Source organism: Microcoleus sp. B6-A1 (genome assembly GCF_036705085.1).
In the GTDB taxonomy this organism is placed as follows: Bacteria; Cyanobacteriota; Cyanobacteriia; order Cyanobacteriales; family Microcoleaceae; genus Microcoleus.
The window spans coordinates 67,053-82,715 of record NZ_JAUBTU010000007.1 but is presented as its reverse complement, the minus strand read 5'-3'; the positions used below and the strand labels follow the sequence as shown (position 1 = coordinate 82,715).

Annotated in this window: 15 protein-coding genes; 6 read left to right on the top strand and 9 right to left on the bottom strand. The window is 44.2% G+C overall.

All coding sequences use genetic code 11. The annotated features are described in order from the left end of the window. Nucleotides 1-2 precede the first annotated feature (2 nt). The 4 genes from hepT to cas3 all read right to left on the bottom strand — a co-directional run bounded on the left by hepT (nucleotide 3) and on the right by cas3 (nucleotide 3,644). Nucleotides 3-434, bottom strand: coding sequence for a type VII toxin-antitoxin system HepT family RNase toxin (hepT, locus tag QUB11_RS04205; RefSeq protein ID WP_333389880.1), 432 nt, complete (start codon nucleotides 432-434; stop codon nucleotides 3-5). Next, entirely contained in the window at nucleotides 431-880 is a 450-nt protein-coding gene (mntA, locus tag QUB11_RS04200) for a type VII toxin-antitoxin system MntA family adenylyltransferase antitoxin (protein WP_333200990.1), read from the bottom strand. The genes hepT and mntA overlap by 4 nt, the downstream gene beginning before the upstream one ends. Before the next feature lie 34 nt (nucleotides 881-914). Beyond that, nucleotides 915-1,202, bottom strand: a complete 288-nt coding sequence (locus tag QUB11_RS04195; RefSeq protein ID WP_333200992.1) for a hypothetical protein — start codon at nucleotides 1,200-1,202, stop codon at nucleotides 915-917. A gap of 249 nt (nucleotides 1,203-1,451) precedes the next feature. Then, entirely contained in the window at nucleotides 1,452-3,644 is a 2,193-nt protein-coding gene (gene cas3, locus QUB11_RS04190) for a type I-D CRISPR-associated helicase Cas3' (protein ID WP_333200994.1), read from the bottom strand. 97 nt (nucleotides 3,645-3,741) lie between these two features. Here cas3 and QUB11_RS04185 point away from each other — a divergent pair, with 97 nt between their 5' ends. Continuing rightward, a complete protein-coding gene (locus tag QUB11_RS04185; RefSeq protein ID WP_333200995.1) occupies nucleotides 3,742-4,608 on the top strand; it encodes a WYL domain-containing protein in 867 nt (288 codons plus the stop codon). Nucleotides 4,609-4,782: 174 nt separating this feature from the next. On the opposite strand, the gene QUB11_RS04180 is transcribed toward QUB11_RS04185, so the two are convergent. Then, the gene (locus tag QUB11_RS04180) at nucleotides 4,783-4,998 is read right to left on the bottom strand and encodes a hypothetical protein (RefSeq protein ID WP_190731630.1); all 216 of its coding nucleotides are present in this window, start codon (nucleotides 4,996-4,998) and stop codon (nucleotides 4,783-4,785) included. A gap of 251 nt (nucleotides 4,999-5,249) precedes the next feature. Here QUB11_RS04180 and grxC point away from each other — a divergent pair, with 251 nt between their 5' ends. Next, complete coding sequence (gene grxC / locus QUB11_RS04175; RefSeq protein WP_333200997.1) at nucleotides 5,250-5,564, top strand: glutaredoxin 3; 315 nt, start codon at nucleotides 5,250-5,252, stop codon at nucleotides 5,562-5,564. A gap of 130 nt (nucleotides 5,565-5,694) precedes the next feature. Here grxC and menD read toward each other — a convergent pair whose 3' ends face one another. Then, nucleotides 5,695-7,731 carry a 2-succinyl-5-enolpyruvyl-6-hydroxy-3-cyclohexene-1-carboxylic-acid synthase gene (menD, locus tag QUB11_RS04170; protein ID WP_333200999.1) on the bottom strand — a complete coding sequence of 679 codons (2,037 nt, stop codon included), beginning with the start codon at nucleotides 7,729-7,731 and terminating at the stop codon, nucleotides 5,695-5,697. 15 nt (nucleotides 7,732-7,746) lie between these two features. Continuing rightward, entirely contained in the window at nucleotides 7,747-9,180 is a 1,434-nt protein-coding gene (locus QUB11_RS04165) for an isochorismate synthase (protein ID WP_333201001.1), read from the bottom strand. A gap of 383 nt (nucleotides 9,181-9,563) precedes the next feature. On the opposite strand from QUB11_RS04165, the gene menA reads away from it, so the two are divergent. The 4 genes from menA (at nucleotide 9,564) to QUB11_RS04145 (ending at nucleotide 14,045) form a co-directional block, all read left to right on the top strand. Then, complete coding sequence (gene menA / locus QUB11_RS04160) at nucleotides 9,564-10,460, top strand: 2-carboxy-1,4-naphthoquinone phytyltransferase (protein WP_333201003.1); 897 nt, start codon at nucleotides 9,564-9,566, stop codon at nucleotides 10,458-10,460. A 142-nt stretch (nucleotides 10,461-10,602) separates the two neighbouring features. Beyond that, nucleotides 10,603-11,403 carry a 2-succinyl-6-hydroxy-2,4-cyclohexadiene-1-carboxylate synthase gene (gene menH, locus QUB11_RS04155; RefSeq protein WP_333201006.1) on the top strand — a complete coding sequence of 267 codons (801 nt, stop codon included), beginning with the start codon at nucleotides 10,603-10,605 and terminating at the stop codon, nucleotides 11,401-11,403. A gap of 11 nt (nucleotides 11,404-11,414) precedes the next feature. Beyond that, complete coding sequence (locus QUB11_RS04150) at nucleotides 11,415-12,548, top strand: o-succinylbenzoate synthase (protein WP_333201008.1); 1,134 nt, start codon at nucleotides 11,415-11,417, stop codon at nucleotides 12,546-12,548. Between the two features lie 75 nt (nucleotides 12,549-12,623). Beyond that, nucleotides 12,624-14,045, top strand: a complete 1,422-nt coding sequence (locus QUB11_RS04145) for a 2-succinylbenzoate--CoA ligase (RefSeq protein ID WP_333201010.1) — start codon at nucleotides 12,624-12,626, stop codon at nucleotides 14,043-14,045. A gap of 113 nt (nucleotides 14,046-14,158) precedes the next feature. Here the strand turns inward: QUB11_RS04145 and QUB11_RS04140 are convergent, their stop codons facing one another. Next, nucleotides 14,159-15,130, bottom strand: coding sequence for a putative 2-dehydropantoate 2-reductase (locus QUB11_RS04140; protein ID WP_333201012.1), 972 nt, complete (start codon nucleotides 15,128-15,130; stop codon nucleotides 14,159-14,161). Nucleotides 15,131-15,207: 77 nt separating this feature from the next. Next, the gene (locus tag QUB11_RS04135) at nucleotides 15,208-15,633 is read right to left on the bottom strand and encodes a thioesterase family protein (protein ID WP_333389879.1); all 426 of its coding nucleotides are present in this window, start codon (nucleotides 15,631-15,633) and stop codon (nucleotides 15,208-15,210) included. Nucleotides 15,634-15,663 lie beyond the last annotated feature (30 nt).

Below are 15,663 nucleotides of genomic sequence, written 5' to 3'. Positions count from 1 at the left end.
TTCTACTTCCTCCTAGAATTAAGATATTCAGTGATTTGTTGGATATAGATCGGATATTGATTTAATGCTGCTTGAATACCATTGAATAGCTCTACATAATTTATCTCCAAATATCTGTGAGCTAAAATATTACGGAGTCCTGCTGACAGTGCTAAATCTGTCGCAAGTTCAGGGGTGATAATCCCATATTGTCCAGCCTTGACAAAAGAGTCTTTATTGGAGAGAGGCTGAATATTTTTGTCGCGAGTTAGGATATGCTCGTTGATATCGATCGCAGCTTGAGCAATTAATTCCATAATTCGCTCCGAAATTGTTTTATGGTCAAAACTACTCAAGTAATTTTCTAAACTCATTCCTCGAAACCGCCTTGATTCTAGAAGATAATTACCAATAAACTCCAATCTGCTTAAAACAACTGTAGGCTCAATACTCATACTACATCCCATTTCTTCAAAAACAACTCAATTTTATTCCGAAGCTCCCACTCTGTTTGCTTCAGTTTTGAATCGCTCATCAAAGCCTTTTGTTTGAATTTTTCAAATTCTCCGGGTTCACTTTCATACAAAACCTTGCCATCACGAGCGACAAAATGAGCAATAAGTGAGGAGCATCTGTTTAACTCAACAACATCAATTTCATCACTGTTGATTTCAAAAAATTCACCGAGTTTTTGAGGAACCTCAAACCAAGCAAAAGCACGCTCTCCAATGCAAGCTTTCCGTTTGTCTTCATCATAGAGTGTGGCAAAATCCCAGTCACTTTTAGCATGAGTTTGGCCTGTTGCTCTAGAGCCAAACAAAACTAACATTTTGAGGTAAGGAATTTTATTCGGAAGTTGGGAAGTAAGTATTTCTAAATCTATCAATGCTTGATTTTTCATGGCAATTTAGTCCTTGGTTAGTATCGACAGGATGTTATTCAATAAATCTTGAATTGCAAATAGCATCTCCATCCTGAGAAAAAGGATTTACTTGACATTCCAATTCAGAAATTTTGTCTGTCATATCGCTGTTAATCCTTGTGAGATAAATGTTTTCAGCCTCAGAACACTGAATCTGACTTTGCTGCTCGTAAAGAATTGTTACAAGTTTTTGACATTTGTGTAAGATTGAAGTAAATAGGCGCAGGAATTCGCTCAGGTCTTGTGTTAGACCGCAAAGCAAATGGTGCAGTTGGTCGGGGTCGATCTTCTGGGAGGACATAGGGACATCTCTCTGTCGTAGGGCAACATCTGTCATTCTACTACACCCTATTAAATGAGTGAAGACCATATCAAACTATCTTCTACACTTTCTGCTATACTCCACCTGGGAAAGTAATACTTCTTGACTCTGCTCAAGAGTATAAATACCTATCAGGGATTGAAACTTCACCCATTTCCTAGTGGTGGTTGCCTCCTTTCCCAGCATCGGTTTCGGCACGATGCCAAATCCCTATCAGGGCTTGAGCTTTCAACAAATCCACGTTTCACCCCCTTTACTCTTGATCCGATAAGCGAGAGTATCCAAAAGCAGGGCCGATTGACCGAAGGCCACCGAGTAAGGTGCTCCGGGTTCGTGCCTACCAGACTCGTCAATTGGATAAATTTGAAAGTGCATGGGCAATTGCAGCCGTTTTTTAGCTTCCTGAACCGGATAGCGGATGACGTAACTCACCAAACCACGCAATTTAAGCCGCTTGTTAATTTCATTAATCCAGCGATTTCCCGGCTGCAAAACCTGAATAGCCAACAAAACTTGAACTTTCCAAGTATCTGCAACTTCGCCCAAATCTCCGGGATAGATAAATTTCCAATTGATTCGCTCCTCTCGATAAGTTTGCAATTTCATAAAGGCTAAACAGCGTTCAAATCGTCCTTTAGGGATGGGTTGACCTGTGCGTTCCGCTGTCTCTTGCAGCAGTCGCATATAAGCGGCTTCTGTCATAGGTTCAATTTCCAAATTGCTCAAAATTCCCGGCAAATCGTAGGTCTTAAATCGGTCTGCTTCGTTTCGCTCGGTGAGGTCGTACAAACCACACTGAAGAGAACTAGAACCTCGAAAAGTGCAAGCATCTTCGGCAATGGGATTTCCTGTTTTTTGTTTCGATAACTCCTGCCATTCTATTGTCCATTTCTTGACGCAACCTCTCACCCTTCCCAAACTGGTGTCAAAGACTTGTTCGCAATCTTTCTTAAATGCTTTATGACTTTCTGCAAATTCCCGTTTGATGGTTGGGTGGGCTAATCCTTGGCTGCTGCTGAGCAAAACTGACTGCACCCCTGCCCACCGTTTGTAATAGCCTCGGAAATCATTGATTTTGCGGTAGTTATCGCGGATTTGAGCGTGGAATTTAGGACGATCGTAAATACCATCTGCTACTAGCGGTGCATCCTTGTCTTCAAATAGTCTTGCTACTAAAAAGTTAGGTGTGAGAGCATAAGCTGTAAACTGATTAAATGCTATCTTTTTACCATCTTTTTCGTGACTCTCATGGCGTCCCAGCCGTCCCAACCGCTGAATGAAACTGCCTGCATCGGCAGATTCAAAAATTAAGAAATTTATTTTGAAGTCAACGCCGACATCAATGGTGCTAGTTCCCAAAACTAAGTCTGCTTCGAGCGATCGCTCTTTATCCCCTTTCCCCGTCAAACTGGTGTTTTCCTCAACTCTGAGAGTATGCAAGAATTCCTTAAATCTGGGAGTTAGACGCTTGACGGCTGCAATTGAATTGAGAATAATCGCTCCTTTACTACCCGGATGCTGCCGAAAATAATCTTCGATTAAATTGCGATTTTCCCAAAGCCAAGTTTCGGTAGCTTGATAGGTAGGTTCCAGAGAAATGAAAGTTAAAGAAATTGCTCGCGATACTTGCCGCCATCCCTCTGCTTGTAATTCAATTTTTTGGCTTGCTGTATCTGGAAACCGATATTTGTTCTCTGTCAGCGGATCAAAGATCTTCGGTTGAAAACCAGCTTTCTGTAAAAGGTGAATTAATTGTTCGTCTGGTGTTGCTGACAGAAATAGATACTTTTTGCGGCGGTTGGTGTGCTTAATCAACAGCATCGTGTTGATAATGCTGGCAGTTTGCGGAGCCGTGCAAACGTGAAATTCATCAACAATGAATAACTCGAATCTAGTATCGATCGGACTCCACAGCTTATTCGGACTATCTTTGGGAGTTAAATAAGCGTGGCGGTGGAGGTAGTGAAAAATGTCAGGATTAGTAAGAATTATTTCAGATTGCTGAGTGCGAGTGGCGATCGCTTCCCACTTTTTGATGTTTTCACTTTCGGCGTAAATTTCTAACTCCGGGCCACTCAGTCTCGAAACTCGCAATTCATCAACGAGTTTAAACAACTCAATGTATTGCTTAATTTGGATTTCTTGGTCGCGAGCTAGTTCATTTGTTGGGTACAGTCCAATGACATTGTAATACCCTTGGAGTATTCCTTGGAGAAGTGTTTCTAGATAAGCCGCCAAGCTTTTACCGTCGCCGGTCATCGCGGTATTGATAATGACATCAATATTCGGATCGCGAATTGCCTTTAAAGTTTCGAGTTGATGCCAAGAAAGTGTCCAACCTTCCGGTAATTTGACTTCCTGGGGAATCTCCGCAGCGGGACAGGAATAAACGGATTTGAGGGTAATTTGGTAGTCGGACATATGCTGAAAGTGTGTCCGTAGAAAGTGGATATTCCCCATATTGACACCGACAATAGAGATAATCAACCCTGTACCAAGATAAAGTGTCCGTATATTTATGAGTCGCAAAGGTCAATCGATCACCCTATCGGTTTCTGAACGAGATAAATCCCAGTTGGAAGCCTTGGCCCAAGAATTCGGGAAGACGTGGGGCGATCGCCCGAACATATCGAAACTGATAGAAGCCATCGCCCGCCGCCAACTGACGATCGCCCCCAACCACGACTGGCCCCAAACCCGCATCAAAGCCCTAGACATCGCCCGACAGCAATTGCTTGACTTGGGCAAAACTGATGAAGCGCTGGCTATTGCCCAATTGTTGAGCGATCGCAGCGAACTGACTCTCCCTTTCCGGGCTGAAATCGATCAGTTTTTGAGCAACCCCTTACCTACTTGGCGGCAAAAAATCGACAATTTTATTCACAGACAGCAACCCTTCCGCCTGTCTTACCGGGATGCAACCGATCGCCTTTGGCATTACACCATCTTGCACGCTCGCATTGTCCCCATAGAAAAGCGACAGTATTTAATGTGTCGCTGCGAAGAATCGGAAGGTAATCAAGACGTACCAGGACTCGAACACAACTGGACGCTGCTGCTCGATCGCATTGAAGATGCTGCGGTGATGTCGGTTGATCGACCTTGGCTGCCAAATTTAGCGCGGATTCCCGTAGAATTTCATTTATCCGGCAGACTTGCCTTTAACTACAGACGCAAGCAGGAAGATGAGGAAGTCAGTGAACCAGAAGGCGATCCGCCTATCAAGCGAGTGATTCGGAATATCTCAAATACCTTCTGGTTTTTTCGCGAAATCGCTCCTTACTGGGAAGATTGCGCGATTGTTGCCCCAGAGTCAGTGCGCGATCGCTTCCAACAAAAACTGATCGCCCTCTGCCGCCAGTACAACCTCGAAATCCGCGATTAGATCAAAAAAAAGCAGCCGGTAAAGGCTGCTTTGACAAAAAAACCGTTGTTGAGTTAGAGGAGAAAACTTTTAAATCGAATTCAAATTACCGCTGTTTCCACTCCTGCCTGAGTTTCCACTATTTTCATCTACCGCTGACTCACCCTGCCTTCAGAACAAAACTTCAAATCCCGATTAGAATGCTGCTGAAAGTTCGTTGACTACTTTCACTCGGCCTCGGAGCACCGCCCGCAGCAAGCGGTTGACACAGCCTCTGTCTTCGTCATTCAGAGAGTCGTCGAAGGTGGCGGCCATCAAACCGTAGCGATCCGCCAGAGTCAAAACGCCTGTATCGGTTACAGAAGCGAGGATTTCAGAGATAGCGCCGGGGAGGAGTTGTACGGGGTGCATGGCAGTGCGGTTGAATTCGATATATTTATCATCTTCTGGTTTCCTCAAAAGATCGGTGATATTAATGAGGCCGCGAAGGTGATTGTCAGGGGTGAAAGCAAGTGATCCGAGTAGAGTAAAGTTGTGACTTGGGTCACAGGGCGATCGCCCGACAGCTTAAAACCCACCTCTGGCAGATGCGCCCATACCAGCGGAATTTATACATTGGGTATGATGTCTAAATGAGTTCCACCCTTAGCCCCCTACTGAAAATGCTTGATTTTCTCAATCCCATCTTGGGCCGCAAGCCCGATCGCATCAAAGCCAATGTGGAAATCTATACTTGGCAAACCTGTCCTTACTGCATCCGCGCCAAAACTTTGCTGTGGTGGAAAGGCGTAAATTTCACGGAATACAAAATTGATGGCGACGAAGTGGCTAGGAAGGCAATGTCCGATCGCGCTAACGGACGCCGCAGCGTGCCCCAAATTTTCATTAATAACCAACACGTAGGCGGCTGCGATGACATTCACAAACTCGATGCAGAAGGACAGTTAGATCCGCTGCTAGCTCAACCAGCAGTTTAAACTGAGATATTGCAGCATTTCCCGGAACAGGCAAGATGCCTGTTCCACAAAGAGTGAATTTTCTGCTTGTGGGGAGTAGGGGTTGGGCCGAAGAGCCCGCCCGCGAAAGGCTTATTGACAAAAGTCCTTACTAGGAACCTTGAGCAAATTTACCTAAATTATCTTGCCGCCATTTAGCATCCGATCGCCTGTCTGTTTGCAATTCTAAGACGCGAATCCCGCTATTTGGCAAACAACTTAATTTTTGTTTGAACTGTTCCCAATCGTCTATTATCTCGTGTTCCACGCCGTAAGTTGCACACAACTGAGCAAAATTTATCTGCTGCGGCGTGGCAAAAAACTCTTCAAAGGGCGGGTCAAATTTGGCAACTGGCAACATTTCAAAAATCCCGCCACCGTTGTTATTAATTAATATGATTGTCAGATGACCGACAAATTTATTCTTAATTAAAAAACCGTTTGTATCGTGCAAAAGTGCTAAATCGCCTGTTAGCATGATGCTGCTTTGATTGCGGTGAGCAACTCCCAAAGCTGTTGATAATGTGCCGTCTATACCGTTAGCGCCGCGATTGAAAAAGGGTTTGATTTCTAAGTTGTTCGGCTTCCAGAAAAACTCTACATCTCTGACGGGCATACTGTTGGCAATAAATATCGGTGTTCCAGGTGGCAAAATCTGGGAAAGCAGCCAGGAAACTTTGGGTTCGATTATGGTGTTAATTGCTGATATTTTTTGGTCTATTGTTTGTCTGACTTGGATTTCGGTGTTGCGCCAAAGTTGGAGGTATTCGTTTGAGGGAGAGGTTTGAACCCCCCCTAACCCCCCCTTGTTAAGGGGGGGGACTTGAGTTGACTCGCCCTTGTTAAGGGGGGGGATTTGAGTTGATTCCCCCTTGTTAAGGGGGGGGATTTGAGTTGATTCCCCCTTGTTAAGGGGGGGGATTTGAGGGGGGATATTCGTGGTAGCAAGGGCTCGATCCCCCCCTAACCCCCCCTTATTAAGGGGGGGGACTTGAGGGGAGATATTAGTGGCAGCAGGGGCTAGATCCCCCCCTAACCCCCCCTTAATAAGGGGGGGGACAAGAGTTAATATAGTTGCGAGATTTTCTACGGAGGTTCGCAGGTGAATTGTTTTGCCATGTAGCGGATCGAAGTTGTGGTGGCTGGGGTCGATTATGTAGCGTTTTGGTTGGGTTTTGTCTAGCCAGTTTCGCAGTTCTTTGCTTGTGGGTAAGTCTCCGATTTGAATGGCGATTTCTGGGGTTAATTTATCCGCTAGTTCGCGGTTTCGCAGGATTAAATCGTAGGTATAAATTAGATGGGGGTTTAGTTGGGCGTAGTTTCTAGCTGGAGATAGTCCTTCAGCTAAAACTGGCCAGTTTAAGGATTTGGAAATTTGGGCGATCGCACTACAGTATTTTTCGGCAAATTGGGGCTGTGCAACGCCTGCAATAATAATCCCTTTGCTGCACTTTTGCCATTGTTGCATTCTACTTTCTTCTCCCCCCCTTAACAAGGGGGGGCTGGGGGGGGTAGAGCTTTCTCCTGCAAAAATTGGTTCTAATCCTGCAAAGAAATCTTCGGGATTGAATTGTGTTTCTAAAACTTCTACAGCTATGTCTGGAACGGGTACAAGTGGGTCGCGAAAGGGGATGTTGAGGTGGACGGGGCCTGGTGTTGGAAATTGCGATCGCTCCCAAGCATACACGATCGTCTGCCGCAGATAGTCTAGCATTCCTCTGGACGCAGAAGGTATCGCTAATTCAGCTTGCCAGTTGGGATAATTGCCGTATATTTTCACTTGGTCGATCGCTTGTCCGGCGTGACAGTCGCGCAATTCTGGAGGTCGATCGGCGGTGAATATTAGCAGTGGAATTCGACTTTCTCTCGCTTCTATTATCGCAGGATAAAAGTTGGCTGCGGCGGTTCCCGATGTGCAAATTAGTGCTGTTGGCAAAGAGGATTTTTTGGCAATTCCTAATGCAAAAAAGCTGGCTGAACGTTCGTCGAGTATGGGAATAGTTTCTATTTTGTTGTTCAGGGCAAAAGCTATTGTTAGCGGTGCCGATCGCGAACCGGGACAAATGACGGCGGTAGTTAATCCCAGTCGTTGCAATGTCTCTGCTAATATTGAAGACCAGAGAGTGTTGGTATTGCGAAAATCAATCATTTTTATAATATATTGCTAAACCAAAGCGTTTAAAAGTGGTTGTAATTTGAGCTGAATTTCTGCTAGTTCTTTTTCGGGTTCGGAACCCGCCACAATACCAGCACCAGCATAGAGTATAGCCCGATCGCCATCGATTAATGCCGATCGAATGCCCACGGCAAATTCGCCGTTGCCGGTGCGATCGATCCAGCCGAGGGGTGCTGCGTACAAAGAGCGATCGCAGCTTTCGCAGCGGCGAATTTGTTCTAGGGCAATATCTCTCGGCACGCCCGCTACCGCTGGGGTTGGATGCAGTTGAGCTAAAATCTTTAATAAATGAATATCGGCGGGAATTTGAGCTGTAATGGGTGTCCACAAATGCTGAATGTTTGATAGTTGCAGCAGTCTGGGAACTGGGGAAAAATTGGGAGTTATGCCGAGTTTAGACAGGCGATCGACAATAAAGTCAATCACAACCTGATGTTCTCGAATATCTTTCTCGCTTTCTAGCAATCCCTGGGCTAATTTCGTATCTCCTGCCTCAGTTTTTCCCCTCGGTGCTGAACCTGCTAAAGCATCTGTTAATAACTGATTGTTGTGAATGCTAATTAAGCGTTCTGGACTGGCACCGATAAAATTTTGTCCTTTGCCGTTACTGGTTGAAAATACATAGCAATCTGGATAGCTGAGGCGCAAGTTGTTTAATGAATCTATTAAACTGAAAGGGGTTTGAGAAATCACATTGATTGCTTGGGATAAAACAATTTTACTAAAATATTTAGATGCGATCAATTCTAAAGCAGACTTGACTGATGTTTTAAATTGACTGGCATCATTGACGGGGATTTGTTTCAAAGATATCGAACTGTCGATCGCAGTAGTTAGTTTATGGTATTTGCGAGATTCAATTTTATCAAAGGTTTGCCAAATATTTTCAGCAATGTTTTTAACGTTTCGATCTTTTTCTATGATTGCATTTGCGACGAGAATGCAGCTATCTTTCTGTCTGGTAATTTGCCATTTTGGTAAAAATATGGTGGCGGGCGGAAAGTAAGAATTAGCAGCAATGTTCTCATCAAAAAAAGCAAAGCTACAAAAAAAGTGAGGCCCGCTAAATGGCAAGCGTTCCGCACCAATGGTAATTGTATTGGCAACTGTTGAACGAATAAAGTTTTGAGCTGCCACAAATCGATCGCTTCCTGCTACGGTGAGATGGATTGCCGAATCAAGGGCGGCAATTGCAAAACTTTTGCCGGCAATCGGGTCTCTTTTTTCAAAGTAAAAGTGCCGCTGACAAGGTTCGGAAATCTCTTGCAGTACAGCTAGCGGATCGAGGGGGTAAATTTCCTGAGAAATACTAACTATTTTTGTGCGATCTTTTTCAGTTAAAGACTGCTGGCAATTTAACAGAAACTGATGCAGTTGATTGCGGTCTTGCAAGAGATTAGCGCGGTGCGGTATTACTGTCATGAAAGCGAGAATAGCAGATTTGTCAGATAGAGTGTGGGTTTGTCCGGCTAAAACCCCTATTTCGATCTAAGCACGGGAGGGCGATCGCAAAACACGACCTTTTGAGTTTCCCTCCCTGTTTGGGCTCTGTTGGGGAAAAAAACCGACCGTCGGGCGATCAATCGAAACATTTAGACACAAAACTTTAAGATCGATCGGCTAAATTTCCCAAAAGTCGATCGCCCCCCGCAGAGGTTTACACACGGGCTACTTGCGCTGTTTGAGTACCGCCACAGCCTCTGTGTGGATGTCCGCCGCGCACTCAACCCGATACAGAGTAGAGTTTCTTCACCAATAAAATTGTAAAATTACTACGCTGCTATCAATTGAATCAAGTTTGTGTAATGACAACAAAGTTAATTGAACGTCCAAATAGTAAATTGTGGCTGGCGGCAATCAAGCCGCCCATGTACAGCGTTGCGGTGATTCCTATTTCAGTAGGAACAGCAGTTGCTTTTGCCGAAACTCAAACGATTAATTCGTCAATTTTTTCGACATTTTTAATGTCAGCCATTTTGATTATAGCATGGCTGAATCTCAGCAATGATGTATTTGACTCAGAAACAGGCATCGATAAAAACAAGGCACATTCTCTAGTTAACTTAACCGGAAATAAAGCTTTAATTTTCGGGCTGGCAAACCTGTTTTTAGCAGTCGGAGTGTCAGGAATCTGCGCCATAAGCTGGTGGCAAAAAGACCCAACAGTAATTTTGCTAGTAGTTTTGTGCTGTGCTCTCGGCTACACTTATCAAGGGCCTCCGTTTCGTCTTGGCTATCAGGGTTTGGGAGAAATTATTTGCTTTTTCACCTTCGGGCCACTAGCTTTGGCCGCGGCTTATTACAGTCAAACTCAAACTTGGTCTGCAACTAATTTTGTGGGTTCTGCAATCGTGGGAATTACAACGAGTATCATCTTATTTTGTTCTCACTTTCATCAAGTTGAGGACGATTTGGCTGCGGGGAAAAAATCGCCGATTGTGCGACTCGGTACGAAAAAAGGTGCTCAGTTGTTGCAGTGGTTATGCGGTAGCATTTATGCTTTGACTGTGCTATTTGTGGCTTTGGGAATGTTCCCAATTTGGACGCTGTTGATTTTTGGAAGTTTGCCATTTGCGATCGACCTTTGCCGCCATGTCACAGACTATCACGACCAACCGGCAAAGGTCAGCAACTCTAAGTTTATCGCAGTTACGCTGCATTTTTCGAGCGGATTGCTGCTGGCATTGGGGTTTGTTTTGTAGAGTGGCTAATCAAAAATTTCGGTAAAATTGAGGTATGGTTTGCTAAGCTGAGGGAGTTGGGAGAGTTGGCCGAGTTGGGTGACTTCTCAAAATCTTCTTTAATTTAGCAATCCGTACCTCACATTGAATCGTATAAGTGTATATGGACCTATTTAATAATTATAAGTTTAACTACTCCTTAACTGGCAACAAGAATCAGCCGACACTTTTATTTTTGCATGGATTCACGGGCAGCAGTCAAGACTTTAGCAGGGTCATTCCCTTACTTTCTAACAGTTATTGCTGCTTAGCAGTTGACCTTCCCGGCCACGGAAAAACCCAAGTCAACGGCGACGAAAGTTGCTACAATATATCAAATACAGCCCAAGCATTGATACACTTATTAGATAATCTACAAATAGACAAATGTTTGTTATTGGGGTATTCAATGGGCGGGCGATTGGCACTTTACATGACATTACATTTTCCAGAAAGATTCGAGAAAGTAGTGTTAGAGTCAGCTTCGCCAGGATTGAAGACAGAAAAAGAGCGATCGCACCGCCGCGAAGCCGATTTACAGATAGCACAAAAGCTGGAAAATAGCAACCTTAAAGATTTTTTATTCAACTGGTACGATCGCCCTTTATTCAAATCTTTAAAAAACTCTCCCCACTTCGACAAACTCATAGAAACCCGCTTAGCAAACAATCCCTTAGAGTTAGCCAAATCACTCCGCAACATGGGAACCGGCAACCAGCCATCTCTCTGGGAAAAACTCGCACAAAATCAAATTCCCATCCTCTTGCTAGCGGGAGCTTATGATGATAAATTTACAAGTATAAATACCGAAATTGCCAGCTTGTGTCCAGCCGCCCTTCTGGAAATTGTACCAAAAGCTGGTCATAATATCCATTTTGAAAATATTGATAACTTTGGATCAGTTGTGAGAGAATTTTATGATTAACTAAAAAACTAATGCTTTATCAATTCGAGTTTCGCACTTATCAGCGAAAATTTAAGCGTCCTTTGCAAACAAGTCACGGCATTTGGGATATTCGATCAGGAATTATCCTGCGACTTACTGACGAAAATGGTCGAATTGGTTGGGGAGAAATTGCCCCTTTGAGTTGGTTTGGTTCCGAAAGTTTTGAGCAAGCTTTAGATTTTTGTCACCTGTTGTCAGGTAATATTTCATCAGAAATGATTTTTGCTATTTCCGCTGAATTGCCGGCTTGTCAATTTGGCTTTGAGTCGGCACTATCAAACTCTAGATCCCCCCTAACTAAGGGCGGGCACGGGGGCACCGCCCCTACTAAGGGGGGGACAAGAAATATTCTCAAAGTCCCCCTTATTAAGGGGGATTTAGGGGGATCTAGACTTCGCCTAAAATCGAGATTGATTGCGGGTTCAGTCTTAAGCAGTCACCAATGGAGAGAGGTTGGGAATGAGGAAGAAAAAAATCGGTTCAGCGGTTTATTGCCTGCAGGAGAAACAGCTTTGCAGGCTGTGCAAGTGCTTTGGTTAGAGGGATATCGGACGTTTAAATGGAAAATTGGTGTTGCTGCAATTGAACAAGAATTAAAGATTTTTCAGCAGCTAATCCAAGCAATGCACAATTTGTGCGATCGCGAAAAAGCATTTTTGCGGTTAGATGCCAACGGGGGACTCACTTACTCGGAGGCTAAAACATGGCTGGAAGCTTGCGACGAGGTAAAAGCAAGTGACTTTTCCGCAAGCATTGAATTTTTGGAACAGCCGCTGCCAGTAACACAGTTTCAGGAAATGGTAGCATTGAATGCTATTTATGCAACTGATCTCGCCCTTGATGAATCTGCAGCCAACCTCGATCGTATCCAAGAGTGCTACAGCCAAGGCTGGCGGGGAATTTTCGTCATTAAACCTGCGATTGCTGGTTCCCCATCCCAACTGCGAAAATTTTGTCAAACTCACAATATAGACGCTGTTTTATCATCAGTATTTGAAACCGAAATCGGCAGACAAGCAGCCTTAAACTTAGCAACAGAATTGTCTTTAAATAATAGAGCACTCGGCTTCGGCACAGATTGCTGGTTCGATGACAATCATTCGATTTTAGATTTTAGATTTTAGATTTTAGATTACTCCCACGACTAAATCAAGCGGTTAGGTAATTGTTTTGAATCGAGAAACTTGGTGAAAGCATCTATGGCAACAAATCTAACAGTAAATATCCTGGATATCGCGTCTGGCTTGGCCGATAATTGGCTGATCGGTTGTGACAGTCGCGAATTTGCCCGAATTGTCGATCGGTTATTTCAAGAAATCACCCAAAATCCCGCACAAAAAACACCCCCAAAAATTTGCCTCGCCGAACCAGAACCAGTGCAATTCCTGGCCAGTTTCACCGCCGCCCGCGCCGCCAAATGCCCGATTTTTCTCTGCAATCCCAACTGGGTAAAACAAGAATGGCAACAAGTCTTTGATTTAGTTCAACCAGACTTAATTTGGGGACAATGCCCGCTTCCCAAAAATCCCCATATCCCAGTCCGCGAAGGCGGACTTCGTTTGTATAGCCGCGAATTCCATTCGCCGACTAAAAACGGTACTGATACGATTATGATTCCCACCGGCGGTTCGTCGGGAAAAATTCGTTTTGCCATCCACACTTGGGAAACACTAACCGCATCAGTGCAAGGCTTTAAACAATATTTTCAAGTTGACAAAATCAACTCGTTCTGCGTTTTGCCATTATACCACGTCAGCGGTTTAATGCAATTCATGCGTTCCTTTACTACCGGAGGAAAACTGGCTATTCAGCCATTTAAAGAATTAGAAAATGGTAAAATATGTCAGATTGAGCCAGAAGAATTTTTCATTTCTTTAGTTCCAACTCAACTGCAACGGCTGCTGCAAAACCCAGATACAGCTAATTGGCTGGGACGGTTTCGTGCTGTACTTTTGGGCGGTGCTCCCGCTTGGCCGGAACTTTTAGAAACAGCTAGAAACTATCACATCAAATTAGCGCCCAGTTATGGCATGACCGAAACTGCCTCGCAAATTGCTACACTAAAACCCCAAGATTTTCTCGCTGGCAATAACAGTTCCGGTAAAATCTTACCGCACGCTAAAATAACTATTCGCAGTGCCAAGGGCGATATTTTGTGCGAGAATCAAATCGGAAATATTGTGGTAAATGCTAAATCTTTGGCGTTGGGTTATTATCCTGAACAATTTGGCGATCGCGAATATTTCCAATTAGACGATTTGGGATTTTTTGATAAAAATAACTACTTAAATATCGTCGGACGCAGCAGCGACAAAATTATCACAGGCGGAGAAAATGTCTTTCCGGCGGAAGTCGAAGCCGTTGTGCGATCGACTAATTTAGTGGCGGATATTGCTGTAATTGGCTTGCCAGACAAAGATTGGGGTCAAGTCGTTACGGCTATCTACGTTCCCGCTAATTCCGAAGTTACTGTCAAAAATCTGCAAGCGGCAATAGAAGATAAGTTGAGCAAGTTTAAGCGGCCGAAATATTGGGTAATCGTCGAACAATTGCCGCGCAATTCTCAAGGCAAAGTCAATCGAGAACAATTGCAAGAAATTGCGATGTGTCATCGCCGGTAAATCGATAGAATTAACCGGATTTGACAGTAATTCCTGTAAGGGCGGGTTCACCAATATCTACAACACCAGCGAGAAATCTCACAAACCCGCCCCGCCCAATTGCCAATTGCCAATTAGGACAAACCTAATAGCCTTCTCGTCCTCTCCGCTTCTTGTCTTTGAAAATCCACAAACTTCAACATTCGGTAAAGTACCTCTATTTGCCGCAACTTAATACCTGCTTGCTGCGCCACCCGTATCGGATTACCAAAAATCGCCTCAACTTCCAGGGGCCGCGATTCATCATAATCGATTTTCATGCTCGTGCGGTAAGGCTTCATTTTCTCAGTGTATTCGAGCATATGTGGGATAAAGTCATCGGGAATAATGCGATCGCAACTTTTGGCTCCCGCTACCACTTCCCCCATGATTTCCTCAACTAAAATCAGAGTATCAGGATTAGCCATCAGTTCGTCAGTTCTCGCATCCAAAACTACAGACAGCCCGTTATAAGGAATATTCCAAACCAGCTTTTTCCACCTTGACAATAGCAAATCATCGCTCATTTTTATGGGAATATGAGCACGTTTAAAGTCCGCAGCAATTTGGTGCAATTTATTAGTAATACCGATTGCTTTGTACTCTTGGGAATATTCTCCCAGCGTGATAGTGCCGTAATCTAGGTGGCAGATGTGACCGGGCCCAACTTTATAAGAACAGAGAAAACACAGCCCGCCAACCACTCGTTCTGCACCGACAATTTTAGCTACTTCCGGTTCTGTATTCAATCCGTTTTGCAATACTAAAACCGCGCCGTTATCCTTTAATAAAGGAGGCAAAATTTTGGGCAACAAGTGATTTTGAGTTGTTTTCAGCGCTAGAATTACTACGTCGCACTGAGGCATTTTGTGCGCGTCGTGGTAGGCGCGGACGTGGGGCAGGGTGAAGTCGCCTTCGGGAGACTCGACAATCAAACCGTGTTTTTTGACGTAATCGTAATCGCTGCGTAGCAAAAAATTGACTTCTAAACCTGCTTGTTGCAGTCTAGCACCGTAGAATCCGCCTAAAGCTCCCGTGCCCACAATGGCATAATTGCGATTTGACATAATATCAACTATTCAGAAATAATTATCAACCAAACAGAAATTTGACAGTCATTCCCTGTTATTATTTAAAGATAGAACTAATCGGAAATTTCAATCTCAAATTTCCTCATCCACTGCATCAAGTCTTCAGATAGCTGTTTTCTAGTTCGGTTAAGTGCATCGATGCAGACGTGCTTAGTCAGAGCTTTAGCAGCGCTTCTTCCTGCAACTTCCTCAGAAAATACTTGATAGGCAATTTCAAATTCATCGCCAGTAAGTTGTTTGGGCGTCAATTGAATTATCAGCCGATCGCCCGCAAACATTGGGCGATAAAAATCTACACTAGCATGAATTATGGGAAAGGCAACCTCGGGATTGCTGAAAAATGCTTTGAGATTAATTCCAGATGCTGCTAGAGATGCCTCGTAAGCTTCGTGGCACATCGCCAAAACGTTAGCAAAGTAAACGACTCCAGCAGCATCGGTATCTTGAAAGTGAACAGTACGGAGGTAAGTGAAAGGCATTTGAGGTAGTAACGGGCGATCGCAAATGGG

What these genes read in the sequence shown, in the direction of transcription:
- hepT (WP_333389880.1), bottom strand. Translation starts at nt 434, where the DNA reads ATGAGTATTGAGCCTACAGTTGTTTTAAGCAGATTGGAGTTTATTGGT.
- mntA (WP_333200990.1), bottom strand. Translation starts at nt 880, where the DNA reads ATGAAAAATCAAGCATTGATAGATTTAGAAATACTTACTTCCCAACTT.
- QUB11_RS04195 (WP_333200992.1), bottom strand. Translation starts at nt 1,202, where the DNA reads ATGTCCTCCCAGAAGATCGACCCCGACCAACTGCACCATTTGCTTTGC.
- cas3 (WP_333200994.1), bottom strand. Translation starts at nt 3,644, where the DNA reads ATGTCCGACTACCAAATTACCCTCAAATCCGTTTATTCCTGTCCCGCT.
- QUB11_RS04185 (WP_333200995.1), top strand. Translation starts at nt 3,742, where the DNA reads ATGAGTCGCAAAGGTCAATCGATCACCCTATCGGTTTCTGAACGAGAT.
- QUB11_RS04180 (WP_190731630.1), bottom strand. Translation starts at nt 4,998, where the DNA reads ATGCACCCCGTACAACTCCTCCCCGGCGCTATCTCTGAAATCCTCGCT.
- grxC (WP_333200997.1), top strand. Translation starts at nt 5,250, where the DNA reads ATGCTTGATTTTCTCAATCCCATCTTGGGCCGCAAGCCCGATCGCATC.
- menD (WP_333200999.1), bottom strand. Translation starts at nt 7,731, where the DNA reads ATGATTGATTTTCGCAATACCAACACTCTCTGGTCTTCAATATTAGCA.
- QUB11_RS04165 (WP_333201001.1), bottom strand. Translation starts at nt 9,180, where the DNA reads ATGACAGTAATACCGCACCGCGCTAATCTCTTGCAAGACCGCAATCAA.
- menA (WP_333201003.1), top strand. Translation starts at nt 9,564, where the DNA reads ATGACAACAAAGTTAATTGAACGTCCAAATAGTAAATTGTGGCTGGCG.
- menH (WP_333201006.1), top strand. Translation starts at nt 10,603, where the DNA reads ATGGACCTATTTAATAATTATAAGTTTAACTACTCCTTAACTGGCAAC.
- QUB11_RS04150 (WP_333201008.1), top strand. Translation starts at nt 11,415, where the DNA reads ATGCTTTATCAATTCGAGTTTCGCACTTATCAGCGAAAATTTAAGCGT.
- QUB11_RS04145 (WP_333201010.1), top strand. Translation starts at nt 12,624, where the DNA reads ATGGCAACAAATCTAACAGTAAATATCCTGGATATCGCGTCTGGCTTG.
- QUB11_RS04140 (WP_333201012.1), bottom strand. Translation starts at nt 15,130, where the DNA reads ATGTCAAATCGCAATTATGCCATTGTGGGCACGGGAGCTTTAGGCGGA.
- QUB11_RS04135 (WP_333389879.1), bottom strand. Translation starts at nt 15,633, where the DNA reads ATGCCTTTCACTTACCTCCGTACTGTTCACTTTCAAGATACCGATGCT.